18 protein-coding genes are annotated in these 25,983 nt (G+C 72.4%); 4 read left to right on the forward strand and 14 right to left on the reverse strand.

The features are described 5' to 3' along the window. The first annotated feature begins 68 nt into the window (after positions 1 to 68). Positions 69 to 3,443: a pyruvate carboxylase gene (locus tag ACGH52_RS36260; RefSeq protein WP_399946999.1), complete on the forward strand. Its 3,375-nt coding sequence runs from the start codon at positions 69 to 71 to the stop codon at positions 3,441 to 3,443. 63 nt (positions 3,444 to 3,506) lie between these two features. On the opposite strand, the gene ACGH52_RS36265 is transcribed toward ACGH52_RS36260, so the two are convergent. After that, positions 3,507 to 6,053, reverse strand: coding sequence for a discoidin domain-containing protein (locus ACGH52_RS36265; protein WP_121703171.1), 2,547 nt, complete (start codon positions 6,051 to 6,053; stop codon positions 3,507 to 3,509). Between the two features lie 210 nt (positions 6,054 to 6,263). On the opposite strand from ACGH52_RS36265, the gene ACGH52_RS36270 reads away from it, so the two are divergent. Then, entirely contained in the window at positions 6,264 to 6,632 is a 369-nt protein-coding gene (locus ACGH52_RS36270) for a hypothetical protein (protein ID WP_399945659.1), read from the forward strand. A 58-nt stretch (positions 6,633 to 6,690) separates the two neighbouring features. Here the strand turns inward: ACGH52_RS36270 and ACGH52_RS36275 are convergent, their stop codons facing one another. The 8 genes from ACGH52_RS36275 to ACGH52_RS36310 form a co-directional block, all read right to left on the reverse strand. Continuing rightward, positions 6,691 to 8,220 carry a CYTH and CHAD domain-containing protein gene (locus ACGH52_RS36275; RefSeq protein WP_121703172.1) on the reverse strand — a complete coding sequence of 510 codons (1,530 nt, stop codon included), beginning with the start codon at positions 8,218 to 8,220 and terminating at the stop codon, positions 6,691 to 6,693. A 36-nt stretch (positions 8,221 to 8,256) separates the two neighbouring features. Then, positions 8,257 to 9,429, reverse strand: a complete 1,173-nt coding sequence (locus ACGH52_RS36280; RefSeq protein ID WP_399945662.1) for a M23 family metallopeptidase — start codon at positions 9,427 to 9,429, stop codon at positions 8,257 to 8,259. Between the two features lie 163 nt (positions 9,430 to 9,592). Then, the gene (locus ACGH52_RS36285; RefSeq protein WP_399945665.1) at positions 9,593 to 12,262 is read right to left on the reverse strand and encodes a SpoIIE family protein phosphatase; all 2,670 of its coding nucleotides are present in this window, start codon (positions 12,260 to 12,262) and stop codon (positions 9,593 to 9,595) included. Positions 12,263 to 12,535: 273 nt separating this feature from the next. Further along, positions 12,536 to 13,861, reverse strand: a complete 1,326-nt coding sequence (locus ACGH52_RS36290; protein ID WP_399945668.1) for an alpha-glucosidase/alpha-galactosidase — start codon at positions 13,859 to 13,861, stop codon at positions 12,536 to 12,538. Positions 13,862 to 13,931: 70 nt separating this feature from the next. Further along, positions 13,932 to 14,828, reverse strand: coding sequence for a carbohydrate ABC transporter permease (locus ACGH52_RS36295; RefSeq protein ID WP_399945671.1), 897 nt, complete (start codon positions 14,826 to 14,828; stop codon positions 13,932 to 13,934). Then, a complete protein-coding gene (locus ACGH52_RS36300; RefSeq protein WP_059296599.1) occupies positions 14,825 to 15,775 on the reverse strand; it encodes a carbohydrate ABC transporter permease in 951 nt (316 codons plus the stop codon). The genes ACGH52_RS36295 and ACGH52_RS36300 overlap by 4 nt, the downstream gene beginning before the upstream one ends. 14 nt (positions 15,776 to 15,789) lie before the next feature. Then, positions 15,790 to 17,118: an ABC transporter substrate-binding protein gene (locus tag ACGH52_RS36305; protein WP_399945674.1), complete on the reverse strand. Its 1,329-nt coding sequence runs from the start codon at positions 17,116 to 17,118 to the stop codon at positions 15,790 to 15,792. 37 nt (positions 17,119 to 17,155) lie between these two features. Beyond that, entirely contained in the window at positions 17,156 to 17,983 is an 828-nt protein-coding gene (locus ACGH52_RS36310; RefSeq protein WP_399945677.1) for an endo alpha-1,4 polygalactosaminidase, read from the reverse strand. Positions 17,984 to 18,355: 372 nt separating this feature from the next. On the opposite strand from ACGH52_RS36310, the gene ACGH52_RS36315 reads away from it, so the two are divergent. Then, positions 18,356 to 18,577, forward strand: a complete 222-nt coding sequence (locus tag ACGH52_RS36315) for a hypothetical protein (protein WP_059296596.1) — start codon at positions 18,356 to 18,358, stop codon at positions 18,575 to 18,577. A 16-nt stretch (positions 18,578 to 18,593) separates the two neighbouring features. On the opposite strand, the gene ACGH52_RS36320 is transcribed toward ACGH52_RS36315, so the two are convergent. The 5 genes from ACGH52_RS36320 to ACGH52_RS36340 form a co-directional block, all read right to left on the reverse strand. After that, the gene (locus tag ACGH52_RS36320) at positions 18,594 to 20,015 is read right to left on the reverse strand and encodes a cellulose binding domain-containing protein (protein ID WP_399945680.1); all 1,422 of its coding nucleotides are present in this window, start codon (positions 20,013 to 20,015) and stop codon (positions 18,594 to 18,596) included. Continuing rightward, positions 20,012 to 21,634 (reverse strand): beta-N-acetylhexosaminidase, encoded by a 1,623-nt coding sequence (locus tag ACGH52_RS36325; protein ID WP_399945683.1) that lies wholly within the window; start codon positions 21,632 to 21,634, stop codon positions 20,012 to 20,014. Before ACGH52_RS36325 ends, ACGH52_RS36320 begins: the two co-directional genes overlap by 4 nt. Positions 21,635 to 21,712: 78 nt before the next feature. Next, a complete protein-coding gene (locus ACGH52_RS36330; RefSeq protein ID WP_076972577.1) occupies positions 21,713 to 22,570 on the reverse strand; it encodes a carbohydrate ABC transporter permease in 858 nt (285 codons plus the stop codon). Continuing rightward, entirely contained in the window at positions 22,567 to 23,499 is a 933-nt protein-coding gene (locus tag ACGH52_RS36335) for a carbohydrate ABC transporter permease (RefSeq protein WP_171986977.1), read from the reverse strand. The genes ACGH52_RS36330 and ACGH52_RS36335 overlap by 4 nt, the downstream gene beginning before the upstream one ends. 38 nt (positions 23,500 to 23,537) lie before the next feature. Next, positions 23,538 to 24,806: an extracellular solute-binding protein gene (locus tag ACGH52_RS36340; RefSeq protein WP_399945687.1), complete on the reverse strand. Its 1,269-nt coding sequence runs from the start codon at positions 24,804 to 24,806 to the stop codon at positions 23,538 to 23,540. A 226-nt stretch (positions 24,807 to 25,032) separates the two neighbouring features. Here ACGH52_RS36340 and ACGH52_RS36345 point away from each other — a divergent pair, with 226 nt between their 5' ends. After that, a complete protein-coding gene (locus ACGH52_RS36345; RefSeq protein ID WP_076972575.1) occupies positions 25,033 to 25,878 on the forward strand; it encodes a GntR family transcriptional regulator in 846 nt (281 codons plus the stop codon). The last annotated feature ends 105 nt before the right edge of the window (positions 25,879 to 25,983 follow it).

Genomic DNA, 25,983 nt, shown 5'->3' on the forward strand with positions numbered 1-25,983 from the left:
TCACATGGCGTACCGAGGGCGGCGCCGACACCATGGTCTCGTCACCCGGCAGGCTGAAGGGATCAAGAATGTTCCGCAAGGTGCTGGTCGCCAACCGCGGTGAGATCGCGATCCGTGCGTTCCGTGCGGGCTACGAGCTCGGCGCGCGCACCGTCGCCGTCTTCCCGCACGAGGACCGCAACTCGCTGCACCGGCTCAAGGCCGACGAGGCCTACGAGATCGGGGAGCCGGGACACCCGGTGCGCGCGTACCTCTCCGTGGAGGAGATCGTCCGCGCCGCCCGCCGAGCGGGGGCCGACGCCGTCTACCCGGGGTACGGGTTCCTGTCCGAGAACCCCGAACTGGCCCGTGCCTGCGAGGAGGCCGGGATCACCTTCGTCGGACCCGACACCCGGATCCTGGAGCTGACCGGCAACAAGGCACGGGCCGTGGCCGCCGCCCGCGAGGCCGGGGTACCCGTGCTCGGCTCCTCCGCGCCCTCCACCGACGTGGACGAACTCGTGCGCGCCGCCGACGACGTCGGCTTCCCCGTGTTCGTCAAGGCGGTCGCGGGCGGCGGCGGGCGCGGCATGCGCCGCGTCGAGGAACCCGCCCAGCTGCGCGAGGCCATCGAGGCCGCCTCCCGCGAGGCCGCCTCCGCCTTCGGCGACCCCACCGTCTTCCTGGAGAAGGCGGTCGTCGAACCCCGCCACATCGAGGTGCAGATCCTCGCCGACGGCGAGGGCGACGTCATCCACCTCTTCGAGCGGGACTGCTCGGTGCAGCGCCGCCACCAGAAGGTGATCGAGCTGGCGCCCGCGCCCAATCTCGACCCGGACCTGCGGGCGCGGATCTGCGCCGACGCCGTGAACTTCGCCCGGCAGATCGGCTACCGCAACGCGGGCACCGTGGAGTTCCTCGTCGACCGGGACGGCAACCACGTCTTCATCGAGATGAACCCGCGCATCCAGGTCGAGCACACGGTCACCGAGGAGGTCACCGACGTCGACCTCGTCCAGTCCCAGTTGCGCATCGCCGCCGGTGAGACTCTGGCCGACCTCGGCCTCGCCCAGGAGAACATCACCCTGCGGGGCGCCGCCCTCCAGTGCCGCATCACCACCGAGGACCCGGCCAACGGGTTCCGCCCCGACACCGGGCAGATCAGCGCCTACCGCTCGCCCGGCGGCTCCGGCATCCGCCTCGACGGCGGCACCACCCACGCCGGTACGGAGATCAGCGCGCACTTCGACTCGATGCTGGTCAAGCTCTCCTGCCGGGGACGGGACTTCACCACCGCCGTGAACCGGGCCCGGCGCGCGGTCGCCGAGTTCCGCATCCGCGGCGTCGCCACCAACATCCCCTTCCTCCAGGCGGTCCTGGACGACCCCGACTTCCAGGCCGGCCGGGTCACCACCTCGTTCATCGAGCAGCGCCCGCACCTGCTCACCGCCCGCCACTCCGCCGACCGCGGCACCAAGCTGCTGACCTACCTCGCCGACGTCACGGTGAACAAGCCGCACGGCGAGCGCCCCGAGCTGATCGACCCGCTGACCAAGCTGCCGGCCGTGCCCACCGGTGAACCCCCGTCCGGCTCCCGCCAGTCGCTCGCCGAACTGGGCCCCGAGGGCTTCGCCCGCCGACTGCGCGAGTCGTCCACCATCGGCGTCACCGACACCACCTTCCGCGACGCCCACCAGTCGCTGCTCGCCACCCGGGTGCGCACCAAGGACATGCTCGCCGTGGCGCCCGTCGTCGCCCGCACCCTGCCCCAGCTGCTGTCCCTGGAGTGCTGGGGCGGCGCCACCTACGACGTCGCCCTGCGCTTCCTCGCCGAGGACCCGTGGGAGCGGCTGGCCGCCCTGCGCGAGGCGGTGCCCAACATCTGCCTCCAGATGCTGCTGCGCGGCCGCAACACCGTGGGCTACACCCCGTACCCGACCGAGGTGACCGACGCCTTCGTGCAGGAGGCCGCCGCCACCGGCATCGACATCTTCCGCATCTTCGACGCCCTCAACGACGTCGAGCAGATGCGGCCCGCCATCAAGGCCGTACGGCAGACCGGCACCGCCGTCGCCGAGGTCGCGCTCTGCTACACCGCCGACCTGTCCGACCCCTCCGAGCGGCTCTACACCCTCGACTACTACCTGCGGCTCGCCGAGCAGATCGTGAACGCCGGCGCGCACGTGCTGGCGGTCAAGGACATGGCAGGGCTGCTGCGGGCCCCGGCCGCCGCGACGCTGGTCTCCGCGCTGCGCCGGGAGTTCGACCTGCCGGTGCACCTGCACACCCACGACACCACCGGCGGTCAGCTCGCCACCTACCTGGCCGCGATCCAGGCGGGCGCGGACGCCGTCGACGGCGCGGTGGCGTCCATGGCGGGGACCACCTCGCAGCCGTCCCTGTCGGCGATCGTGGCCGCCACCGACCACACCGAGCGGCCCACCGGCCTCGACCTCCAGGCCGTCGGCGACCTGGAGCCGTACTGGGAGAGCGTCCGCAAGGTCTACGCCCCCTTCGAGGCGGGCCTGGCCTCCCCGACCGGCCGGGTCTACCACCACGAGATCCCCGGCGGCCAGCTCTCCAACCTGCGCACCCAGGCCGTCGCGCTCGGCCTCGGCGACCGCTTCGAGGACATCGAGGCCATGTACGCGGCCGCCGACCGGATGCTGGGCCGCCTGGTGAAGGTCACCCCGTCCTCCAAGGTGGTCGGCGACCTCGCCCTGCACCTGGTGGGCGCCGGTGTCTCCCCGGCGGACTTCGAGGCCGCACCGGACCGGTTCGACATCCCGGACTCCGTGGTCGGCTTCCTGCGCGGCGAGCTGGGCACCCCGCCCGGCGGCTGGCCCGAGCCCTTCCGGAGCAAGGCGCTGCGGGGCCGCGCCGAGGCCAAGCCGCTCGCCGAACTCTCCGAGGACGACCGCGACGGTCTGGACAAGGACCGCCGGGCGACGCTCAACCGGCTGCTGTTCCCGGGACCGGCCCGTGAGTTCGACACGCACCGCGCCTCGTACGGCGACACCAGCGTCCTCGACAGCAAGGACTTCTTCTACGGGCTGCGCCCGGGCAAGGAGTACACGGTCGACCTCGACCCCGGCGTCCGGCTGCTCATCGAGCTGCAGGCGGTGGGCGACGCAGACGAGCGCGGCATGCGCACCGTGATGTCCTCGCTGAACGGGCAGCTCCGCCCGATCCAGGTCCGGGACCGCTCGGCGGCCTCCGACGTCCCGGTGACGGAGAAGGCCGACCGGGCCGACCCGGGCCATGTCGCGGCGCCGTTCGCGGGCGTGGTGACCCTCGCCGTCGCCGAGGGCGACGCGGTGGAGGCCGGAGCCACCGTCGCCACCATCGAGGCGATGAAGATGGAGGCGTCCATCACCGCGCCGAAGTCCGGCACGGTGACCAGGCTCGCCATCAACCGCATCCAGCAGGTGGAGGGCGGCGACCTCTTGGTGCAACTCGCCTGAGCGGGAGGCCTCTTCGTCCGATGGGTGACGCGCCCCGCACGGATCGCGGGGCGCGTCGTGCTCTCAGGGGAACTGGACGACCTTGGACGGCACGGTGTCCGTCCCCGACGTGGCCGCGCCGGTGTCGTTGATGACATGGCGGTACTGGCCCATGCCGCCCAGTGAGATCACCTGGAGGTTGCGCATCCTGACGCCCGGCTTGACCGGCACCTGGAACCCGTGGTGCTGGACGATCGTCGGGTCGGACGTGTAGTTGCAGTAGCTGCCGAGCGCCACCGCGTCGTGCTCGTTCACCGAGTCGGCGACCTTGTAGGCCGCGTAGCCGACGATGCCGTCGTGGGTGATGGCGGCCTCGTTCGGGGCGTCGTAGGCCTTCTCGTTCTGGAAGAAGATCGTCCGGCCGCGCTCCCCGCTCCAGTAGACGTCGTACTTGTTGAAGTGCTCGACGAACAACCCCGTCGCGAGGACGTCGTCGCCGTTGACCCGCAGGCCGTAGTCGGCGCGGTTGGTCTCCCAGCCGACGCCCTCGCCGTGGTCGGCCCGCCAGATCCAGGTGTGGTCGATGAGCACGTCGTCGCTCTCGATCACGACGGAGTCGGTGGCCTTGCCGGGGCCCGCGCCGCCGACGCGGATGAACACGTCCTGCATGGAGGTGGGGTTGGCGGAGTGGTCGGCGTTCCCGCCCGGCGTGCCGATCCGCAGCAGCGTGTCGGAGTTCACCGGTCCGGCGTCGATGAGGAAGCCCGCGAGCCGCACCCCGTCGACGTCCGCCACGTGCATGGCGTCGACCCCGCCGTCCGGGATGATCGTGGCCAGACCGAGGCCCAGGACGACGGTGTTGGCCCGGTCGACCTCGATGGTCTGGTCGATGTGGTAGACGCCGGGCGTGAACAGCAGGTTGAGGCCCTGGTCGAGCGCGGCGTTGATGGTCGCCGCGGTCGCGCCGGGCTTCACGACGTAGAACTGGCTCAGCGGCAGCGAGGTGCCACCGGCGTTGGCCGGCCAGGAGACGCCGCGCGCGTTGGTCCGCTTGGCGGGCACACGCACCTTGTACTCGTCGCCGTCCAGGTACAGGAAGGGCTTCTCGCGGGAGATCGGCGTGGTGTCCAGCGTGGTGTACGGGCCGGTCTCGAAGTTGCTCGCCGGCGCGCCCTCGACGCCCGTGAACGTCATGTTCCAGACGCCGTTGGTCCAGCCGCCGACCGAGCTGTCCCGGGTGTACCACTGCTGCTGGGAGTAGGGGCCGACGGTGCCGTCGATCTTCGAGTCGGCGATGTAGCCGCCGGAGGCCCAGCCGTAGCCGTTGGGGGCGAGGTTGAGGCCGCCCTTGACGTGGATGCGCCGGAACGGGGCGGCCTGGGCGACGGCCCAGCGGTCGGTGCCGTTGGACGGCGTGATGGCGAGGTTCTCCGCCGAACGCCAGAAGTTCTGCGTGGCGTTGCCGTTGAACCAGCCCGCGTCCACGGTGATGTCACCGTTGATCTGTGTGTCGTCCGGGTTGAGGCCGAGACCGGAGACGGAGGTGTAGAAACCGAGCTGCGCGTTGATGCCGTTGTAGGTGCCCGGCTTCAGCAGGAACTGGTAGCGCCCGCTGCCGAACTGGCTGGACTCCTGCTGGGCGAAGACCTGGTCGAACTTCTGCTGGAGGTTCGGCGTGGCGGGGTCCACGACGATGACGTTCGGCCCCAGGTCGCCGCCGCCCTCGACGGGGGGAGTGCCGGTGGTGCCGGTGTGCACGGCCACCTCCCACAGCGAGTAGCCGTACCCGGTGGCGCGGGCCGTGCCGTGAACGCGGACGTAGCGGCCCGAACCGCTGACGTCGTAGGAGGACTTGCCGCCGGTGGCGCCCGTGACGCTCTTCAGCGTCCGCCAGTTCTGCCCGTCCGAGGATGCCTCGATCCGGAAGTCCTTGGCGTAGGCGGCCTCCCAGTTCAGGTCCACCTTGCACAGGTCCCGCACGGCGCCGAGGTCGACCCGCACCCACTGCGGGTCGGAGGCCTGGCTGGACCAGCGGGTGCCGGCGTCGCCGTCGAAGGCCGCGGCGGCCGGTGTCCCGGCGTTCTCCACGGAGGAGGCGGAGGCGGGCCTGCCCTGCGCGGCGTTGGCGGTGCCGCAGGAGCCGCCCGGCGCGGTGCCGCCGGTGGTGCCGAAGACCTGGAACTCCCACAGCGAGTAGCCCCAGGGGGTGGCCCGGTGGACGCCCTGCATGCGGACGTAGCGGCCCTGGCCCGAGACGTCGAGCGTGTCGGTGCCGCCGTCGCCGCCGGTGACCGACTTTGCGTCGGTCCAGGTGCTCCCGTCCTGGGAGAGCTGGATCTTGTAGTCCTTGCCGTAGGCCGCCTCCCAGTCGAGCACCACCCGGGTGACGGAGGCGGTGGCGCCGAGGTCGACCTGGAGCCACTGGTCGTCGCTCGCGGCCGAGGACCAGCGGGTGGCCGTGTCGCCGTCGACGGCGTTGCCGGACGGCGTTCCGGCGTTCTCGGCCGAGGACGACGTGGCCGTCCGGCCCTGGGAGAGGGGGGTGTCGGCCGCGGTGGCCGTCATGGGGGCGGGGAGGGTGACGAGCGCCGCCGTGGCGACGAGCGCGACACCCAAGGATCTCAGTCTCATGCGGGCGCTTTCTGAGGATGCGGACAGGACCGGACAACCGCCTGGTGCGGCAGCTTAGTTCAAGGTGTGATTTAAGTGGTGAGCCCGTGATCCGGCAAGACTCCGGACAGGAGTTGTCAGTGCCGTGCTGAAGAATGCGGTTCATCGAGATCAACTCCGGCCGGACCGGGTAGGCGTTCTCGAGTCACTGACCTGGAAAGGCCACCGCCGATGCCGCTCACCGCCGCCGTCCGTCCGCAGACCGCCGACCTCCGTGGTGCCGGGCACACCGCCCGGACCGGTGCCGCCGGGACCGACGTCCTGCGCATCGTCACCGACGCGCGCACACCCGTCTTCGTCACCGTGCGCGCGGACGGGCGGCGCAGATACAGCTACTGGCGCCCCCTGGACTCCGCCACCGGCCGGGGCGGCTGCTACGCCGCGCTGCCGACTGCCGAGTGCGACGCGCTGCACGCCGCGGGCCGGATAGTGCTCGGCGAGCCGATCGCCGACCCGGACCGGATCACCTACCGGGTCAGCGCCACCCGCGCCCCCGCGGCGCCGCTGCGCGTACTGCCGGAGCGGGCGCGGGCGGCGTGAGAGCGGACCGTCTCGCGCGGCGCACGAAGCGGCCGGCCCACCCGTGATCCGGCTCCCTTCAGTGTTCGAGCGCCGCCCGCAGCGCGGGGTCCGACGCGGCCCGCCACACCTCGGGCAGCTCCCGCTGCCGGGCGTCGGCCCCTGCCCGTTCGAGGCCGTACAGCAGTCCCCAGGTGAACGCCGACTCACCCGCCCCGTGCGCGGCCACCGCCAACTCCCGCAACGTCTCCTGCGCGACCACGGCGTCCTGGTGCTCGCCGAGCAGTCGCTGCACCGCCTTGGCGCGCTTGCCGAGCCGGGCGACCGGCTTGCCCAGTGCGGGGCGCGCGACCTCGGCCGCGTAGCGGAGCTTCTTGGCCGCCTTGCGCGCCTCGTGCAGACCCGACTCCCGTGACCGGCCGGCCGGCTGCGCCATCGCGCGTTCCATCCGTCCGGCGAGACGGCCGTACTCCTTGAGCACGGCCCGGGCCATCGTGCGGGCGGGTTTTCCCGCGGCCTTGGCGCGCAGGGGCGGCTGCCGGACCAGGGAGTCCAGCGCATCCAGCAGACGCAGGTAGCGGGGCGTGGCCAGCGCCTCCCGGGTACGGGAGCGCACCTCGCCGCCGTGGGACACCTCCCAGACGCGCAGCCGGGCGGCGACGGGACCCAGCACGAGTTCGTCCGGCAGCCGCGTCACCGCGGCGCCGATCCGCTCGCCCAGCACCTCCTGGTCGCGTGCCGCTCCCAACTCACCCGACAGCCAGCGCAGTTCCGCGCGGAGCGGATCGGTGGCCCGCCGGTCGAGCACCGACCGGTACGAGCGCAGGCAACCGCGCAGCCGTCGGCACGTGACCCGCATCTGGTGCACCGCGTCGGGCAGGTCTCCGCGGACCGCCGGGTCCAGCGACACCAGCTTGCCGACCTGCTCGCTCACGTACGCGAGCACGTAGGCGCCGGCGGACCCGGCCACCACCGCCGGGCGCTCCTGTTCCGCCCCCGCCTCCACCCCCGTCTCCCGCAGCGCCCGGGCGAGCTTGGAGGGGGAGTCGGCGCGCACGATCCCCTTCTTACGGAGCTTCTTCTCGACGACGTCCAGCAGCCCGGCGTGCACACCCTCCGCGAGTTCCACCTCCAGCTCGCTCCACTCGGCGCGGCCACCGCCGGACGCCGCCGCGTCCGCGCGCACCTCGTCGAGGCTCAGCTCGGCGAGCACCGTCCCGTCCGCGTCGCGCAGCCGACGCACGGTCCGGGTGGACCGGATGCGTACGACCGGACGCAGCTCGGCGCCCCGGGTGCGGGACAGGGCCAGCTCGCGCAGCGACTCGGGCACGTCGTCCGACAGTGCGGCCCACACCTCCTCCCGGGTGTCGCCGGCCAGGGGCAGCTTCAGGTGCCAGCCCGCGTCCGGACCGCCCGTACGGCGGCGCAGCGTGACCGAGGAGCGGGCGAGCCGCAGATCCTCGGTGTCGTGGTACACAGCGTCGAGTTCCTCGGGCCCGGCCGTGGTGACCGAGGCGACGGGCCCGGCGCCGGTGAGGTCGGGCAGTCCGGCGGCGCCGCCGGAGGGGGGTTCGTACTTTCGCTCTGTCTCGCGCTTCGACTGGGTCATGTTGAGGTCATCGGCACGATCCGCCGGATCAAACCCCTACGCGGTCAACCAGGGGCGCGGATCGGTGTAGTACCCGTCGAGGATGACCTCGAAGTGCAGGTGGGGGCCGGTGGACAGACCGGTGGAGCCGACCCGTCCGATCGGGGCCCCGGCCTCCACGGTCTGGCCCACGGCCACGCCCAGGGAGGAGAGGTGGCTGTAGGTCGTCTCCACTCGCTTGCCCTGGATGGTCCCGTGGTCGATCACGATGCGGTTGCCGTAGGCACTGGTGAGCGCGGCGAACACGACGCGGCCCCGCCGTGCCGCCGCGACCTGCGCGCCCTGCGGGGCGGCGAAGTCCACGCCGGTGTGCAGCTTGGTCACCCCGGTCAGCGGGTGCTCCCGCGACCCGAAGGGCGAGGTGATGGTGAGCGGGCTCACCGGCGCGGTCAGCAGGGCGCCCGCGGGCCCGCCCGCGCCGCCGCCGGAGTCCTCCCGGTCGAGCGCCTCGTAACGCGGCAGCAGGGCCTGGACCTCGTCGAGGTAGGTCTTCGCCCCCGCGGGTACCCGCCCCGCCTCGGTCACGGCGTCCGGGCCCGCGGCGTACGCGGCCAGGGTCAGCTCCACGAGGTCGCCGTTGACCCGGCCCTCGGTGCGCAGCTCGGTGACCTTCTTCGCCAGCGAGCAGTCCCGCCGGCCCAGCGCCATGATGGCGTCCGCCGGATCGCGGGGCGAGGACTTCCCGTTTCCGTCGTCGTCCTTGCCCCAGGTCCGCCACTCGCTGTCGGTGAAGGCGGCGATGCCCTTCTGGCCGGAGAGTTCGTCCGAGTCGTCGCTCCAGCCCGAGAGCTGGTCGATCTGGGCGGCGAGCACGGACGGCTCCAGCACGGAGCAGGCCGAGGCGGCCTTGCGCAGCCACGGGACGTAGGAGGGATCGATGTCGGCCCCGGCGGACGCGTTCGCGTCGGCGTCGTCGGGCCACGGGTCGGGCAGGCCGCCCAGCGCGAGGAAGGTGGCCACACCGGTGACGGTCAGGAGCCCCGGCAGCAGCAACAGGGTGAAGGGCCCCGGTCCGCGGCGCTTGCGCCTCCGGGGCTGCTCCGGTTGCTCCGGCCGGCCCGACGGGTCCGGCTGGTCCGGCGGTCCTGGTGGTTGCGGCCCGTTCCCGGCCGACCGGGGGTCGTCCGTGCCGTCGGCCGTCTGCGCCACGGTCAGCCGCTCGTCGTTCATCTGGCCGCTCGCCGGGACGTGATGCTCACGAGGGGACGCTATCGCCACCCCTGTGCCGCCGTCAGGAGCCGTCGAGGCAGAAGGTGCTGCCCGAACGGGCACGGCCCGCGGCGCCCGTCGGCCCCACGGGGCGCACGGCCGACGATCCGCCCGGCCGTCACCCCTATGGCCGCCCGGGCCGCCTGGGCCGCGCGGCCGTGGGCGGCGAGGGGCGGACGGCGAGGACCGCGATGTCGTCCGCGTTGTCCGCCCCCAGACCGATCAACAGCTCGTCGCAGAACGTGTCGAGGGGCTCGCGGGCCAGGTCGGCGGCGTGCCGGCGCAGCCGGTCCAGGGCCTCGTCGAGGGGCTTGTCGCGGCGCTCGACGAGGCCGTCGGTGTACAGCAGGAGCGTCGAGTGGGCCGGCAGCGCGTCACGGGCCGTGCCACGGGCCGCGTGGGGGTCCATGCCGAGCAGCAGACCGGCGCCGCCGTCCAGGTAACGGGTCCGGCCGTCCCGGGTGGTGAGCAGCGGCGGCGGATGCCCCGCGGAGGAGTGCGTCAGCTCCCAGGGGCCCTCGGGAGGCCCCTTGATCAGGCCGTAGACGCAGGTGCCGGTCGCCTCCCGATGGAGACTGTGGTTCGCCAGGTCCAGTCGGCGCAGCACCTCCGCGGGCGGCTCCTCGCGGTCCACCGCGATACCGCGGAGCATGCTGCGCAGCTGGCTCATCGCGATGGCCGCGTCGAGGTCGTGCCCCGTGACGTCGCCGATGACCAGCGCGGTGTTCCCGCCGGGCAGCACGAAGCTGTCGTACCAGTCCCCGCCGACCTGCGCGGTGGTCGAGGAGGCGGCGTAACGGGCGGTCAGCCGCAGGCCCTCGACCTCCGGCAGCACCGGCAGCAGCGAACGCTGGAGCCGTTCGGCGATGGAGCGGGTGTCCTGGTACAGCCGGGCGTTGTCCACCCCCAGCGCGAGACCGTGCACCAGGTCGTCGACCAGCGTGAGGTCCTCCTGCGCGAACGGCGGTCCGCCGGACGCGCGGGCCAGGGTCAGAGCGCCGAAGATCCTGCGGCGGGCCCGCAGCGGAGCGACGACGGCGCTGCCGGCGCCCAACTCCCGGAACAGGTCGACGTACGCCCGGTCCAGCGCGCTCTCGGTCTGGCCCGGCCGGGGCGCGTCGGTCAGCAGGAGCGGTCCGGCGCCGCGCAGCACCCGGGCCAGCGGGCCCCGCGACTCCTCGGAGACCTCCGAGAGCGTCCCCTCGTACGCCCCCGGGCGCAGGGCCCGCGGGTCCCGGTGGACGACGCAGACCCGGTCCACCCGGTCGTCGGCGGTGAACAGGTCCACCACGCACCAGTCGGCCAGCCGCCGTGTCAGCAGCCGGCCGGCGTGCTGCAGCCCCTCGTTCAGGTCCAGGGTGTTGTTGAGCTGCGCCGCGAGTTCGGCCAGCAGGGTGAGCCGGTCCAGCGCCGTCATGCCGCCCCGGGCACCGGCCGCCCTGGCACCGGCCTCCGGAACGGCCGGTGACCGGTCCCCGTCGGGCTCCCCGACGGCCGCCTCCCGGATCCTGCCGGGCGTCCGTGGACCGTCCAGGAACGTGGTCGCCCGCGGGACGAGCTGGGCGACGAAGACGGTGCGGCCGTCGGCCGTCTCCTGCGTCTGGATGTACAGCCGCACCGGGATCAGCCGGCCGTCCCGGTGCAGCGCCGGAAGCGGCACCGAGCGCCCCACGATGCGGGTGCGGCCGGTGAGCAGCATCGAGGTGAACGCCGCCGTGTGCCGCCCGCGCAGGTGCTCGGGGACGAGGGTGGTGAGACGGCGCCCCACCAGGTCGTCCGGGTCCCAGCCCAACAGGTCCGCCGCGGCCCCGTTGGCCGCCACGATCCGGTTGCCCTCGTCGGCTGCGACGGTCGGGATCCTGCTGGCGCGCACCTGGCCCACGTCCCACGGGACCAGCTCGGACGAGCTGACCTCCGGCTCGCGGGGGACCACGGTCCACGCGGTGGGCCGGCCCCCGGTCAGCTGCCCGGCGATCTCGTCGAAGAGCCAGTCCTGGAAGGCGCGGCCGCGGGGCAGGGCCGGGAGCGTGAGCAGCCGTTCCTCCCGCGCCCGCGCCTCGGCCAGGCCGAGTACGCGGCGCAGCGCCCGCACCGCCGGCAGGGCGGCGGCCGACAGGGGGAGGGCCAGGGTGCGCAGACCGGACTCGGGGGCCGGTCCCGTCGGTGTGGCCGCCAAACCGGCGCTGATCACGTTGTTGACGTCGTTGGCCGCCACGAGGTCCTCGGGCGGCACCCCGAGGGGGTCTCCCGCGGACGCGGCGAGGGTCAGCTCGCGCAGCACCGCGTGCCGGTGCTGTCGGCACGCGGACTCCAGGGCGGTGGGCATGTCGACGAGCGTCACCGTCCGGTCGGCGGGCCGTGGCGGCACGGTGGTCTCCCACCCGGCCGACGGCGGCGGGGGGCCGTCGTGCCACAGCTCGAACCAGACCGCCTTGCCCGCGTCACCGCCGTCGGTCCCGAACCGGGAGGCCAACTGCTCCACGAGCGCCAGTCCTTGCCCCGTACCGGCGTACGGCGAGCAGTGCTGCGGGACGAGTCCGCGGCTCGGCCGCCGGTCCCCGACCCGTACCCGCACCCGGCCGTCCAGGCGTGCCACGCTCACCTCCACCTCTGTGCGCGCGTGCAGTACCGCGTTGGTGACCAGCTCGCTGACCAGGAGCTGGGCCGTTCCCACCAGGTCCGTGGGGTCCCCGTCCAGCGCGGCACGCACGAACCGACGGGCCGCGGCCACGCTCACCGGCCCGTCGGGAAAACGCCGTGACACCGCCGTCGGCGGCGGATCGGGGTAACCCATGACCTCAGTGTGGGCCCCGTACGGCCCGCCCCGCAGCGCACGCCGCCGCGGCGCGCCCCGCTCCCCGCGACGCTCCTGTCCGCCGGTCGGGTGAAGCACGCCCGGTGAAGGCCGTGGTGGACGGGCGCCGGTGGCGGACAGGTGGGGAAGGTTCCCGCCGGTCGGCGGACGCCGGGTCTGGCAGGCGGCCGGTTACTCCGCTAGCTTGCAGGTGCGGCCCCGCGTTCTCCCCCGTACGCGGGGCCGCACCAGTGCGTCCCGGAGACGGTCCGCTCAGGGGGCGAGTGCGACCCGCAGTGCCGGCTGCAGCAGGTCCCCGTGCGCACGGACCATGTCGTCGCACAGCCGCCAGATCTCCTCGACGGTGAGCGTCGCCGCCGTCGCCGGGTCGGCCATCGCGGCGTGCCTGATGTGCCGCGGGTCGTCCTCCGTCGCCGCCCGCACCACCAGGTCGGTGGTGCTGAGGTAGGCGCGGTTGAGGGCCGCCAGCTGCGGGGGCAGCGCGCCGATGCGGGTGGGCTGCAGGCCCGCGGAGTCGACCAGGCACGGCACCTCGACGGTGCCCCGGGCGGGCAGGTTCTCGATCAGCCCGTGGTTCGGCACGTTGCCGTAGACCGTGCGGGGCGTGCCGGTCACCATGCTGTGGATGATCTGCGGCGCGTACTCCATGGTGCCCTCGACCGTGAGCGGCGCCCCGCACGCCAGCGCGTCGCGGGTGCGCTCGTACTCGGCCACGTTCTCGTCCACGATGCCCAGATAGGCGCCGACGGGCAGCCGCAGCCGGTCGATCTCGCTGTCGTGGTGCAGGTACCAGGGGACGTACTCCGAGGAGTGCTCGCTGGTCTCCGTCGGGTAGTGGCCGAGGCGCCGGTACATGTCCATGCGGACCCGGCGGCGCAGCTGCGGGTCCTCGGCGATCAGGGCGTCCAGGCGCGGGTGGAGGTCCTCGCCCCCGTGCTCCAGGCGCAGCACCCACGCCTGGTGGTTGACGCCCGCGGCCCGGTAGGTGACCTCCTCGTACGGGACCTTCAGCAGCTCGCACAGGCCCTGGACGGTCCAGTACACGGAGTGGCACAGTCCCACCACCCGCGTCAGGCCGGTCGCCTCGGCGAGGTACTGGACGTTCATCGCCATCGGGTTGGTGTAGTTGAGCAGCCAGGCGTCCGGGCAGACCTCGGCGATGTCCTGCCCGAGCGCCTTGAGCAGCGGGAAGGTGCGCAGGGCGCGGAAGATGCCGCCCACGCCGAGGGTGTCGCCGATGGTCTGGCGCAGCCCGTACCGGGCCGGGACCTCGAAGTCGGTACGGGTCGACTCGCCCATGCCGACCTGCACGATGTTGATGACGAAGTCCGCACCGACCAGCGCCTCGCGGCGGTCGGCGTGCGCGGTGACGCGCGGACGGGCACCGCGTTCGGCGGCGATGTACTCGGCGGCGGCCCGCGCGGTGGCCAGGCGCTCCGCGTCGATGTCGTGCAGCGCGATGTGCGCGGACTTCAGCTCGTCGAAGGCGAAGAGGTCGGCGAGCAGACCCTGGGTGAAGACGACGCTGCCGGCTCCGACGAAGGTGATCTTGGGTGCGGTCGGGTGGGCGGTGCTCATGCGGGTTCTTTCCGTTGCGGGTGACCTGGGCGAACGTTTCGCCCCAGGTGTGCGGACGACGGGCGGGCGGTCAGCCCTTGAGTCCGCTGGAGGTGATCGACTGGATGAAGGTCTTCTGCGCGCCGAGGAAGGCGAGCAGGACGGGCAGCACGGTGATGACGTTGCCCGCCATCACGGCCGCCCACTGGGTGTGGTGCTGCCCCTGGAACGTGGTCAGGCCCAGTTGCAGCGTGTACTGCGTGTCGTGGTTGATGGCGATCAGCGGCCAGGTCAGGTCGTTCCACGTGGTCAGGAAGGTGAGCACGGCCACCGTGGCCAGCGCCGGACGGGACAGCGGCAGCACGATCCGCCACAGCACCCGCAGCCGGGAGCAGCCGTCGATCCAGGCGGCCTCCTCCAGCTCCCTGGGCAGCGAGAGGAAGAACTGCCGCAGCAGGAACACCGCGAACGGCGTGACCAGCGACGGCACGATCAGCGCGCCCAGGGTGTCGATGAGACCCAGCTTCTTCATCACCAGGAACGTCGGGATCATGGTCAGCTGGAACGGCACCGCCATGGTGGCCAGCATCAGCCCCATCAGCACCCGGGAGCCCGCGAACCGCATCCGGGCGAAGGCGTACCCGGCCAGCGAGCCGAAGACTAGGTTGGCGGCGACCGTGACGGCGGAGACGATCAGCGAGTTGACGAACCAGCGGGGAAACATCGCGTTGCCCAGCACGTAGCGGTAGCCGCCGAGGTCGATGCCGGACGGCCACAGGGCCGGCGGGAACCGGTTGATCTCCGCGTTGCTCATCACCGAGCTGAGCACCAGCCAGACCAGCGGCACGGCGAAGACCAGGGCGAGCGGCGCGAGCAGCAGGTGCCAGGGGCTGAACGGGAGCCGCGGGCGGCGCCGTTCGGCCGCGGACACCTTCGCGAGGCCGTGGGCGCCGGCGGCGGTGTCGGGCCGGGCGGAGGTCGCCGTCATGATCGGGCCCCTTCGAGACGGTGGCGTCCCCGACGCCGGACGATGCGGACGGCCCCGGCCACCAGGCCGAGGGCGACGGCCAGGACGTAGGCGGCCGAGGCCCCGTATCCGGCCGTGGCGTTCTTGAAGGCCTGCTCCCAGATGAAGTAGACGATCACCGTCGTCGAGCCGAGCGGACCGCCCTTGGTGGTGACGTACACGAGGTCGAAGACCTGGAGGGACTGGATGGCCTGCCACAGCACCAGGAAGACGGTGACCGGGGTGAGGGTGGGCAGCGTGACGTGGCGCAGCAGATGGCGGCGCCCGGCGCCGTCGAGGCGCGCCGCCTCGATCAGGGACTGCGGCACGTCCTGGAGGGCGGCGAGGTAGACCACGACGCAGAAACCGGTGCCGCTCCACAGGGTGATCGCGACCAGCACGAGCAGGGCCTGGGAGGGGTCGGACAAGAAGCCCTGCGACGAGACGCCGAGGCGGTGCAGCACCGAGTTGGCGGCGCCGAACTCCGGGTCCAGGATGAACGAGAACAGCACGCCCTGCGCGGTCGCCGACAGCACGAACGGCACGAAGATCAGGGTGCGGTAGAGGCCGACGAAGCGGATGCGCCGGTTCAGGACCATGGCGAGGGCCAGGCCGAACAGCAGGCTCAGCGGCACGTACAGGACCGTGTAGAGCAGGGTGTTGCGGACCGCCTGGCTGAAGTTCGGGTCCTGGGCGAGGGCGCGGTAGTTGTCCAGACCGACCCAGCGGCTGGGGGTGACCAGGTCGCTGGCCTGGAAGGACAGCAGCAGCGACCAGACGACCGGGACGATGCTCAGGCCGAGGACGATCAGGACCGCCGGTGAGACGAACGCCCAGGCGGCGCCGGTTTCGCGGCGGCGCTTGCGGCGCAGCGGCCGTGGGTCCGGCGGCGGGCCCTCGACGGTGATGGGGCGGGGGAGGCGCGGCATGGCGGTGTGGCTCCTCAACGCGGAATGAACAGGGCGGCGTTGGCTTCGTCGGCGCAGGCACGCAGCGCCTTCTCGGGGGTGCTGCGCCCCAGGAGCACGGCGACGATCGCCTGTCCCAGCGCCTGCGAGACCTCCGGGTACGCCGGGTGGACGGGACGCACCCGCGCCGTCTCCAACGCCGTGGTGAACACGTTCAGGCCCTCGGTGCGGGCGACCTTGTCCTGCCAGGCGGGCAGGGCCTCGGTGCGGCGGCTGAGCGGGAGGCTGCCGGCCTCGATGTCCCAGCGCACGTCCTGCTCGGGCCGGGCCAGCCAGGTCAGGAAGGTCCGGGCGGCCCGCGACCGGGCCTCGCCGTTGTCGAACACCGTCCAGGTGTCCGGTCCCGAGATGGTGACCGGGCGTCCGCTGAAGGAGGGCAGGGGAGCGACGTGGTAGTCGACCCCGGCGGTCTCGATGTCGGGCAGCTGCCACGGCCCGGTGACGACCATGCCCATACGGCCGGACTGGAACACCTGGTACATCTGCTCGCTGCCGGGTTTGGGGTCGACGTACACGCTCTTGTCCCGGGCCAGGTCGGCCACCACCTGAAGCGCCCGGGCGCCGGTGTCGGCGAAGCCGATGCCCTTGCCGCCGTCGTCGACGACGTCACCGCCCAGGTCCCAGATCAGTGGCCACAGACGCCACACGGTGTCCTCGTCGCCCGTGCCCGGCCAGCCGGTGCCGAACCGGCCCCGGCCCGACTCGGTGAGGGTGCGCGCACAGGAGACGAAGTCCTGCCACGTCCAGCCGGGCTTCGGCAGGGGCAGACCGGCCTCGCGGAACAGCTTCCTGTTGCAGACCACGGCGAGCGAGTCGAGCACCGCGGGGGCGGCCCTGACCCTGCCGTTGAGCGTGACGGCGTCCCTGGAGGCCGCCCAGTAGTTCTTCCACGGCACGGGTCCCGACCCGGCCGTGTCGGTGAGGTCCACGACCTGCGGGCTGCGGGCCACCCGGGCCAGGTCCGACCCGAAGATGTAGGCGATGTCGGGGTAGGAACCGGCGGCGAGGGCGGCCGTCACCTTCTGCAGCATGACGTCCGACAGCACGCCGCCGCCCAGCTTCACCCTGATCTTCGGGTGCGACCGTTCGAAGTCGGCGACGAGCCCTTCCAGGACCTTCTTCGCCGTGTCCGCCTGGCCGTGCCACATCTCGACGGTGACCGTGCCGTCGGCCGCGACGCCGTCGTCCGTCCCGGCGCCGCAGCCGGTCACCGCGGTGCCCGCGACCGCGGCGAGCGCGGCACCCCCGCCGGCCCGCAGCACACCCCTGCGCGAGGGGCGCGCGGCACGTCGGACCGCATCCATCTGTACCTCCAAGGACTGAACTGGCCGTCGGGCGGTGTCAGCAGGTCTCACGGACGTAGCCGCTGCTGCCCTTCGGCGACACGTCCAGGTCGCGCCGGACGATGCTCAGCTCGTCGCCGAAGCCCGCGCACGCCTTCGACAGGCCCTTGGCGGTGTACTCGATGACGATCACCCGGTCGCCGAACGCGTCCGTGTAGTCGCCGCATTCGTCCCACTCGCCGCACTCCTCGGCGACCGCGAAGTCCAGCCCGTTCGCCTCGCGGTTCGGGGCCAGCTCGACGGTGTTCTTCTGCCCGATGGCCAGCCCGTCGGCGTGCGCGCGCTCCGCCAGCAGCTTGATCAGGCCCTGCGCGTCGGCGGCGTCCAGCAGGTCGCCCGCGCGGGTGTAGCTGTCGTAGTTGTCCGGTTCCACGGCCTGGAAGCCCTTGTCGGCGCAGCCGTCGATCCAGGTGCCGACCTTCTCGGCGATGCGCTCGCGCTTGTCGGCGGTGCGGATGTCGAGGAAGGCCTCGCCCCAGTCGGTGTCGTAGACGACGTCGCCGTTGGCGTCGCGCAGCAGCAGGTCGTCGTCCCAGTCCTGCTCGGCGCCGGGCTGGGCCTGGAAGGCGTTGACGTAGCAGATGTTGTACAGGCCCGGCGCGGGGGAGGCGGTGTGGTCGCGACTGACCACCTCGACACCGGCCGGCGGGGTGTAGGCGCCGCCGATCTGGTAGTCGAAGCCCGCGTGCGCGGGCGGCGGGGTGTAGGTCGCCGCCTCGGCCGGGGTGCTGCCGGGGACGAGTGCGGCGGCGGTGACGAGGACGGCGGTGGCGCCGATCGCGGCCAGTACCGGCTTCCTGGGGGTGTGCGTCTGTGTACGGCTCATGGTTCGAGCTCCGGAGGATGGTGGGTACGTCCCCGCCTCGGACGCGCGTGGCCGTCCTGGCGACTCAGTCCGGGCTCCTGGCGCGAAGCCAGCTACCGGCTGGGCGTACCTCTGCCGCCGATCACACGACATCGGCGTTGACCGGGAGTAAATCGACCGGATCCAGGCCCTGTCAAGGGTTCGAAACCAGAGAGGTGATGCATGAAGATGATCGAAAGCGGCTTGTACAGCGCAGAAACAATCATCATGCGTCGGTTGCCTGATGCCCGGGAACGATGGAGGGAGGCCGGGCGGGAGCCGTGATCACACAGCTCCCGCGGGGCTGGTAGCGTCGCGTGGTCGCGGCGGGCGGCGCGAGAGAGGTGTCGGTGCGTGGGAGAGCGGCAGGACCGTGACTGGGTGGCGATGACCCCGGGCGACTTCGACCGGGACGCCCCGCTGGTCCTCAACGTGGGCACCGGCCCGGCCACCGTCCCGGCCGAGCCCGACGAGTACGGCACCGCCCCCCTGTTCGGCGAGGCGGCGCCCGCACCCGGCGCCCGGCCGCGCAACCGGCGGGGACGGCCCGCGCCCGGTCAGGAGCGGCTGTTCTGACCGTCCCCGCCAGGGGTCACGGGGCGGGCACCTCGTCCACGAAGCCGGTACCGGCGGCGCGGTACCCGGCGACCTTCGCGGCCACCGCGGCCGGGGTGAGCACCTGGTCCTTGACGTGCAGCACGTAGTCGACCTGCTGGTCGTAGGCGCGCGGTGTCGTCGAGGTCTGGCCGGTCAGGTCGATCAGCCACTGGTTGAAGTTGATCGACATCGGCCGCTCGGGCAGGTACTGCGCGTCGTGCGTGCCGAACAACTGCCCGTCCACGTAGTAGGTGATGGCGCTGTCGTCGATCGTCACCACCAGGTCGTGCCAGCCGGCGTGGCTGCTGCGCTGCTCGGAGTGCTGGTTGACGGCCTGCCAGGGGTCCGGGTTGTAGGTTTCCCAGGAGGTCGTGTAGAGGATGTTCGACGGTTCGCCCCACCCGCCGTTCGGCAGGTACTCGAAGTCGTACTCGGCGTAGTCGTCGGCCATCGGCGCCTTGAGGTCGTTGATGGTGAAGAAGGTCTGCACCAGGTGGTCCCCGTCGGGCCCGGACTTGGGCGTGTCGGCGAACTTGACCCGCGCGGCGTACGTGCCCTCCTTGAACTTCATCGACTTGGTCAGGACCTCGGTGTGCGTGGTGGACGCGCCGGTCCCGGCCGTGGAGGTCTCCAGGTTCATCACCGTATTGCCGCCCGCGGAGACGAAGGTGACCTTCGACGGGTCCCAGGTGGCGCCGGGGACGCCGGGCCCGCCGGAGTTGGAGCGCACGCTCCAGCCGTGGGCCTGGATCGCGGGATCCGTGTGCGCGCCGTAGTCGAAGTCGTCGAAGAGGGTCTCACCGCCGCCGGGCGGGTCGGTCGGGTCCGTCGGGTCGGTGGGGTCGTTGCCCTCGGGAGCCGCGCCCCAGACGGTGGCACCGGCCAGCTGGGCGGTGACCTTGTCCCAGTTCGCGTACGCGGTCCGGGCGCCGTCGAAGGAGTAGTCGTCGCTCTGCCGCAGCGGCTGCCAGTTGCTCTGGTGGAAGCGCAGTTGCAGGTCACCGGTGTCCGCGCCGGGGGCCAGGGTGCCGGCCGCCGCCGTGAAGCCGACCTCCAGGTAGCGGTCGGCCGTCGCGGTCGGGTTGCTCAGGGTGCCGAACGTGCCGGTGACGGCGGCGCAGCCGCGCACCGCCCAGGAGCACGCGAAGCGGTAGGAGGCGTTCGGGGAGTCCGCCTTGAAGTAGTAGCGGATCTTCACCTGGCTCAGCTGCACGGTGGACGAGCCGGTGTTGCGGACCTTGAACCAGGGCTCTGTCTGGTCCGCGGTGGCTCCGCTCGCGCTGGTGCGGTACTGGACGGTGAGACCGTCGGCGGCGGGAGCGGCCTGGGCGGGGAGGGCGGTCAGCGCACCGCCGCCCAGGAGGACGGACAGGGCGAGCGCCAGGCGGGCGCGGCCGACGGCGGGTCGGTTTCTCATGCGGGGTCCTTTCGGCACGGCTCCCGCCTGTGCGGGAGCGTCGGTGGGTGGTGCGCGGTGTGGGGGAACGACGAGGGGAGGAGCCCGGCCGGCGGGTCGGCGTGCGGGACGTCCAGGGCGTCCAGGCGGGCGCGGTGCCCGGCCAGCCGGGCGGTGAAGTCCCGCCAGCCGGACGTGCCGTCCCAGACCCGCTCGGCGAGTGCGCACAGGCGCGGGAAGGTGAGGTACTCGATGTGTTCGGGGGTGCGCACGAACTCCGTCCACAACTGCCCCTGGGCGCCCAGCACCCGGGACGCCGCCTCCCGCGTCGGTGGCGCGAGGTCCATGTCGTGGACGGCGCGCAGGTCGACGACGCCGCCGGGCTGGGCGGGCGGCTCGCCGGGACTCGCGGTGCGCGGGTAGTCGAAGTAGGCCGCGCGGTGGTCGGCGTGCACGACCTGGTGACCGCGCAGGGCCGCCGCCCGGGCGTGCGCCGGTTCCCGCCAGCTCATCACCGTGCAGTCCAGCGGGAGGGCGACACCGCTCTCGGCCCAGACCACCGGCCTGCGTCCGGCGCGCACCAGGTGCTCGGACAGCCGCGCGATGAACCAGGGGTGCAGCGCACGGGGCCCCGCCAGCCCCTCACGGGCGGCACGGGCCCGCGCCGCCGGGCTCAGCTCCCACTCCGTGGTGGGCACCTCGTCCCCGCCGAGGTGCACGTACGGGGAGGGGAAGACGTCCATCACCTCGTCCAGGACGGTGCGGAAGAAGTCCAGGACGTTCTCGCCGGTGCCCAGCACGTTCTCGCACACCCCCCAGCGCGTCCACACGTCCAGTCGGCGGGTGGGGTCGGTGCCCAGCTCGGGGTACGCGGCCAGCGCGGCGCGGACGTGCCCCGGCACACCGGTCTCCGGCAGGACGCTCACCCCGCGCTCCGCCGCGTACGCGACCAGGCCCCGCATCTCCGCACGGGTGTAGGCGCCGCCGTGCGGCACGCCGTCGAACCGGTCGCTGCCCGCCGGGCCCACCATCGACTCCGCGCGCCGGCCGCCGACCTCGGTGAGCCGGGGGTGGGCGGCCACCGGCATCCGCCAGCCCTGGTCGTCGGTGAGGTGGAGGTGGAGGACGTTCAGCTTGTGCAGCGCCAGCAGGTCGACGTAGCGCCGCAGATACGACACCGGCTGGAAGTGCCGGGCCACGTCGAGCATGGAGCCGCGCCAGGCGTGGCGGGGCACGTCGGTGATCTCCACCGCGGGCAGCTCCCACGGCACCCCGCGCACCGGCCGCCCCGACAGCGCGTCGTAGGGCAGGAGTTGCCGCACCGTCTGCACTCCGCGCAGCAGCCCGGCCGGGCGGGCGGCCCGGAGCAGGACGCCCTGGGGACTGACGGTCAGGCCGTACCCCTCCTCGCCGAGGCCGGTCAGCGCCGGGTCGAGGGCGAGCACGAAGGTTCCGTCGGTCGCGGAGTCCAGGCGCAGTCCGGTGGCCGGGGCGAGCAGCGTGCGCAGCAGGGTCGCGGCCGCACCGGCCCCCGGGGTGACCCGCAGCCGGGTCGTGCCGTCGAGGCGGAAGCGGCCGGAGCGGGCGGACAGACGGCGGGGGCGGGGAACGAGGGCCAGTTCGGGGCGTGGCAGGTCCACGGGGCGACTCCGATGGTCGGCGGTGCGCGGCGGTGACGGGGAAGCAGGGGCGGCGCGAGGCAGGAACGGCGGGCCCGGTCAGCCCTTGACGCCTCCCGAGGCCAGCCCGGCCGTCACATGCCGTTGCAGGGCGAGGAAGATGATCAGCGCGGGAAGTGCGAAGAGCGTGGAGGCCGCCATCGTGGCCCCCCAGTCGGTGCCGAAGGTCGACTGGAACGAGGAGAGCCACACCGGGAGCGTGCGGCTGTCCTGCTGCTTGATGATGAGGAAGTTGGCGTAGGTGAACTCGTTCCAGGCGGTGATGAAGCCGAACAGCGAGGTGGCCATGAGACCGGGCGCCAGCAGCGGGAACGCGACCTTGCGGAACGCCATGGCCCGGGTGCAGCCGTCGACCTGTGCCGCCTCCTCCAGCTCCGGCGGGATGCCCGCGATGAAGCCGCGCAGCACGACCACCGTGAACGGCAGCGTGATCATGAAGTAGATCAGGGTCAGGGTCGGCAGCCGGTCGAGCATCCCGGTGTCGCGGGAGATGATGTAGATCGGGATGATCAGTGACTCCCAGGGCGCCATCTGCGCGACGAACACCGCGAGCATGAACTGCCGCCGCCCGCGCCAGCGCATGCGGGCCACGGCGTAGGCCGCGCCCAGGGCGACCAGCAGGGCGAGCAGGACGGCACTGAGGGTGACCAGGAGGCTGTTGCGCCAGAACAGCGCGAAGCCGTCGGCGCCGACCGCCTTCTGGAAGTGCTCGAACGTCCAGGCGCCGGGCACCAGCCGCGGGTTGTAGGACTGGATGTCCGTCGACGGTTTGAACGCGGTGGTGACCATCCAGTACACGGGGAACAGACAGACCACCACGGTGAGCGCGGCGGCGGCGTTCAGCGGGAGGCGGCGCAGCGCACGGCGCACCGGGGGACGGGAACGCGGGGTGCTCACGGCTGCTCGCCCTCCTGACGGAACAGTTGGCGGAAGTAGAGGACCAGGACGCCGCTCATCAGCAGGACCGTGAGCATCGAGGCGGCGGAGCCCAGGTCGTAGCGCTGGTGTGCCAGCGCGGTCTGCACGGCGTACACCGGCAGGATGGTGGTGGCCTCGCCCGGGCCGCCGCGGGTCATCACCCAGATCTGCACGAACGCCTTGAACGTCCAGATCACTTCGAGGGACAGGACCAGCATGAAGATCGGCCGGATCAGCGGGAAGGTGACGGAACGGAAGACGCGGACGGCCCCCGCGCCGTCGATGCGGGCCGACTCGTACAGTTCGGCCGGCACCGTGACCAACGCCGAGTAGAGCGTGATCGCGGCGAACGGCACCGACTGCCAGACGATCAGCACCACCACGATGCCGAACGCGGCCCCGCCGTGCGCGAACCAGGGATAGCCCTCGTACGACGCGAACCCGAGCCCGGTGAGGGTCTCGTTGACGATGCCGAACTCGGAGTGGAACAGCCACTGGAACACGGTGGTGGCCGCGACCACCGGTACCGCCCAGACCAGGACCAGGGAGCTGAGGACCACGGTCCTGGTCACCCGCCCGAGCCGCTCGGCCATCAGCGCGACCAAGGTGGCGAGCACCATAATCGCGACGACGTTGACCGCCATGAACACGAAGGTCCGGCGCACCACCTCCCAGAACTCCGGGTCGCCGAGCAGCGTGCGGTAGTTGCGCAGTCCGACGAAGTCGGCGTCCCCCAGGATGAGCTGACGCAGCCGGAAGTCCTGGAAGGAGATGAGCACGGCGCGGGCCAGCGGATAGAGCAGCAGGTACAGCATGCCCAGCACGGCGGGGGCCACCAGCAGGTACGGCCACAGGCTCCCGCGGCCCGCGGCGCCGCGCGGCACGCTCCGCTCACGGACGGTCGGCACGTCGCCTCCTGGTCTCGTGGTGTCGGGGACGGCGGCGGTCAGGAGTCGCTGCCCAGCGTCTCGGTGATGGTCCGGGAGGCCTCGGCCGCCGCGGACTTCGCGTCCTCGCCGGTGAGCACGGCCGTCATGTACTCCTTGATCGGGTTCTTGGCCTCGACCGCCGCCCACTGGGGGGTGTTGGGCGTGGCGTGTCCGTTCGCGGCGCCGGCCGCCATGGCCGCGGTGCCCGGGTCGTCGGCGACGACGCCCGCCAGGGTGGTCTTGTTCGGTACGTAGCTCATGGCGACGGCGAGCTTCTTCTGCCAGGCGTCACCGGTCAGTTCGCGGATGAAGGCGAACGCCTCCTCCTGGTGGGCGGCGACGGCCGGGACGACCAGGTCGGAACCGCCGGTGAACACGGCGCCCGGGCGTTCGGCGGTCTTGCCGGGGATCGGGAAGAAGCCGAGCTTTCCCTTGAGTTCCGGGTTCTTCTCCTCGATGACCTTGGCCCCGCCCGGCACGGCGATGATCTGGGCGACCTGGCCCTTCGCCATCACCTCGGCCTGCGGCGGCTGGGCCTCGTCCGAGTCCTTGGGGCCCTTGCCGAGGGCCTGGAGACGCCGGTAGAAGTCCATGGCCCGCAGTGCCCCGGGGCTGTCGAGGCCGCCCTTCCACCCGTCGCCGGACTTCACGGCCAGGTCGCCGCCCTCGTCCCAGACGAAGCCGGACAGCACGTACCAGTTCTGCCCCGGCAGGTAGATGCCCTGGGTCCCGCCCGCGTTGAGCTTGCGGGTGGCGGCGATCCACTGGTCCCTGGTCCTGATCCGCTCCGGATCGATCCCGGCCTTGTCGAACAGGTCGGTGCGGTGGATGACGACCCGGTTGGCCGCGTAGTAGGGGATGCCGTACTGCTTGCCCTCGTACGATCCGGGCTCCGCGAGCCCGTCCAGCCAGTCGCCGCCGCCCAGTTCCCCGACGCGGTCCGAGAAGTCGGTGAGGCCGCCGCTCTGGGCGTACTGGGCGACCTGGGTGTTGCCGACCTCCACGACGTCCGGGGCGTCGTTGCTGGCCAGGGCGGCGGTCACCTTCTCGCCTATGCCCTCCCACTCCTGGATCTGGATCTTCACGTCGATGTCGGGGTGGGCCTTCTCGAAGCCGGTCTCGAACTCCTTCTGGAACCGGGCCGAGACACTGTCACGCATGAGCCAGACGTCGAGGGCGGTCCTGCCGTCCCCGGCGCCGTCGGCGGTGCCGCCGGACGAGGAGCAGGCGGCGAGCCCGGCACTGAGCACCAGCGTGGAGAGCAGGGCGAGCGAACGGTACTTCACGGTTCACCTCTGGGAGAGCTGGAAGGGAGGACACACCCGCAGTTGACCAGTAAGGGGCGCTGGACTTACCAGTCGGCGTTGGTCGAAGGTGGCATGGACCAATGAGGGCGTCAACCCCTCACGTATGCACGGGTTTTCGGCCGGTCGAACCCAGGGAGTGGCTGGTTCGCGCCCGAGGTGGACAGGTAAGCTCGGCTGACCAGCAGACCAGTCACGGGAGTACTGCATGGAGATCGACGCCGCCGCCTCCGGTGCGGTGCTCAAGCGGGAGCGCGTCCGCGACGCCGTCCTGGAACTCATCGAGGACCGGCGCCCGGGAGACGCGATCCCCTCGGAGCGCACCCTGTGCGCCGAACTCGGCGTGTCAAGGCCCACGTTGCGTGCCGCAATCGACGAACTGGTGGTCGCCGGACTGCTGGTGCGCGAGCACGGCCGGGGCATGTTCGTCGCCGCCGAGAAGATCACCCAGGAACTGGTCTCCGACCGCCGGGCCTTCACCCTCCCGCAGGCCGCCGGCGCCTGGACCAGCAGGGTCCTGGAGGTCAGCACCCTGCCCGCGGGCGCCCGGGTGGGCCGCAAGCTGCGCATGTCGCCCGCGGCGCGGATCCACTACGTGGCACGCCTGCGGCTGGTCGACGGCTCGCCCATGGCCATCGAGTACCTGCACGTGCCCGCCGACCTCGTCTCGGACCTGACCAGTGAGGAACTGGAACAGGGCGACCTCTACGAGCACCTGGGCGAGCGGCACGACGTCCGGGTCAGCGAGGCCGTGCAGTCCATCGAACCCACCGTGGTCACCCGCGCCGAGGCCGACCTGCTCGACGTCCCCGAACTCTCCCCGGCACTCCTCTTCGAGCGCCTGACCACCGACACCCGGGGCCGGCCCGTCGAGTACGTGCACTCCCTGTACCGGGGCGACCGCTACCGGATCGTCTCCCGCCTCACCCTGGGCCCGCGCGACCAGACACCGCCGCCGGACGAGGGCCACCATCCGGGCATCCCGCCGGGCGACTTCACCACCAAGGACCCCGTCACGCTCTCCACGCGCGGGGTGGTGCAGGACGGGATGTAGCGGCACCACGGGTGCGCGGAGATGCTCGGAACGGCTTTGTATCGAGCATGTATTGACATGTCTCGGCTGAGCCCGCAGAGTCATGCCCCGAAACTGTTCGACAGC

The sequence above is a fragment of the Streptomyces sp. BBFR25 genome (genome assembly GCF_044590125.1).
In the GTDB taxonomy this organism is placed as follows: domain Bacteria; phylum Actinomycetota; class Actinomycetes; order Streptomycetales; family Streptomycetaceae; genus Streptomyces; species Streptomyces canus_D.

Bases quoted from the DNA above. Each gene is read 5' to 3' on its own strand.
- ACGH52_RS36260 (WP_399946999.1), top strand. From the start codon at position 69: ATGTTCCGCAAGGTGCTGGTCGCCAACCGCGGTGAGATCGCGATCCGT.
- ACGH52_RS36280 (WP_399945662.1), bottom strand. From the start codon at position 9,429: ATGAACGACGAGCGGCTGACCGTGGCGCAGACGGCCGACGGCACGGAC.
- ACGH52_RS36290 (WP_399945668.1), bottom strand. From the start codon at position 13,861: ATGAGCACCGCCCACCCGACCGCACCCAAGATCACCTTCGTCGGAGCC.
- ACGH52_RS36275 (WP_121703172.1), bottom strand. From the start codon at position 8,220: ATGACCCAGTCGAAGCGCGAGACAGAGCGAAAGTACGAACCCCCCTCC.
- ACGH52_RS36300 (WP_059296599.1), bottom strand. From the start codon at position 15,775: ATGCCGCGCCTCCCCCGCCCCATCACCGTCGAGGGCCCGCCGCCGGAC.
- ACGH52_RS36270 (WP_399945659.1), top strand. From the start codon at position 6,264: ATGCCGCTCACCGCCGCCGTCCGTCCGCAGACCGCCGACCTCCGTGGT.
- ACGH52_RS36320 (WP_399945680.1), bottom strand. From the start codon at position 20,015: ATGAGAAACCGACCCGCCGTCGGCCGCGCCCGCCTGGCGCTCGCCCTG.
- ACGH52_RS36265 (WP_121703171.1), bottom strand. From the start codon at position 6,053: ATGAGACTGAGATCCTTGGGTGTCGCGCTCGTCGCCACGGCGGCGCTC.
- ACGH52_RS36345 (WP_076972575.1), top strand. From the start codon at position 25,033: ATGGAGATCGACGCCGCCGCCTCCGGTGCGGTGCTCAAGCGGGAGCGC.
- ACGH52_RS36295 (WP_399945671.1), bottom strand. From the start codon at position 14,828: ATGACGGCGACCTCCGCCCGGCCCGACACCGCCGCCGGCGCCCACGGC.
- ACGH52_RS36305 (WP_399945674.1), bottom strand. From the start codon at position 17,118: ATGGATGCGGTCCGACGTGCCGCGCGCCCCTCGCGCAGGGGTGTGCTG.
- ACGH52_RS36285 (WP_399945665.1), bottom strand. From the start codon at position 12,262: ATGGGTTACCCCGATCCGCCGCCGACGGCGGTGTCACGGCGTTTTCCC.
- ACGH52_RS36310 (WP_399945677.1), bottom strand. From the start codon at position 17,983: ATGAGCCGTACACAGACGCACACCCCCAGGAAGCCGGTACTGGCCGCG.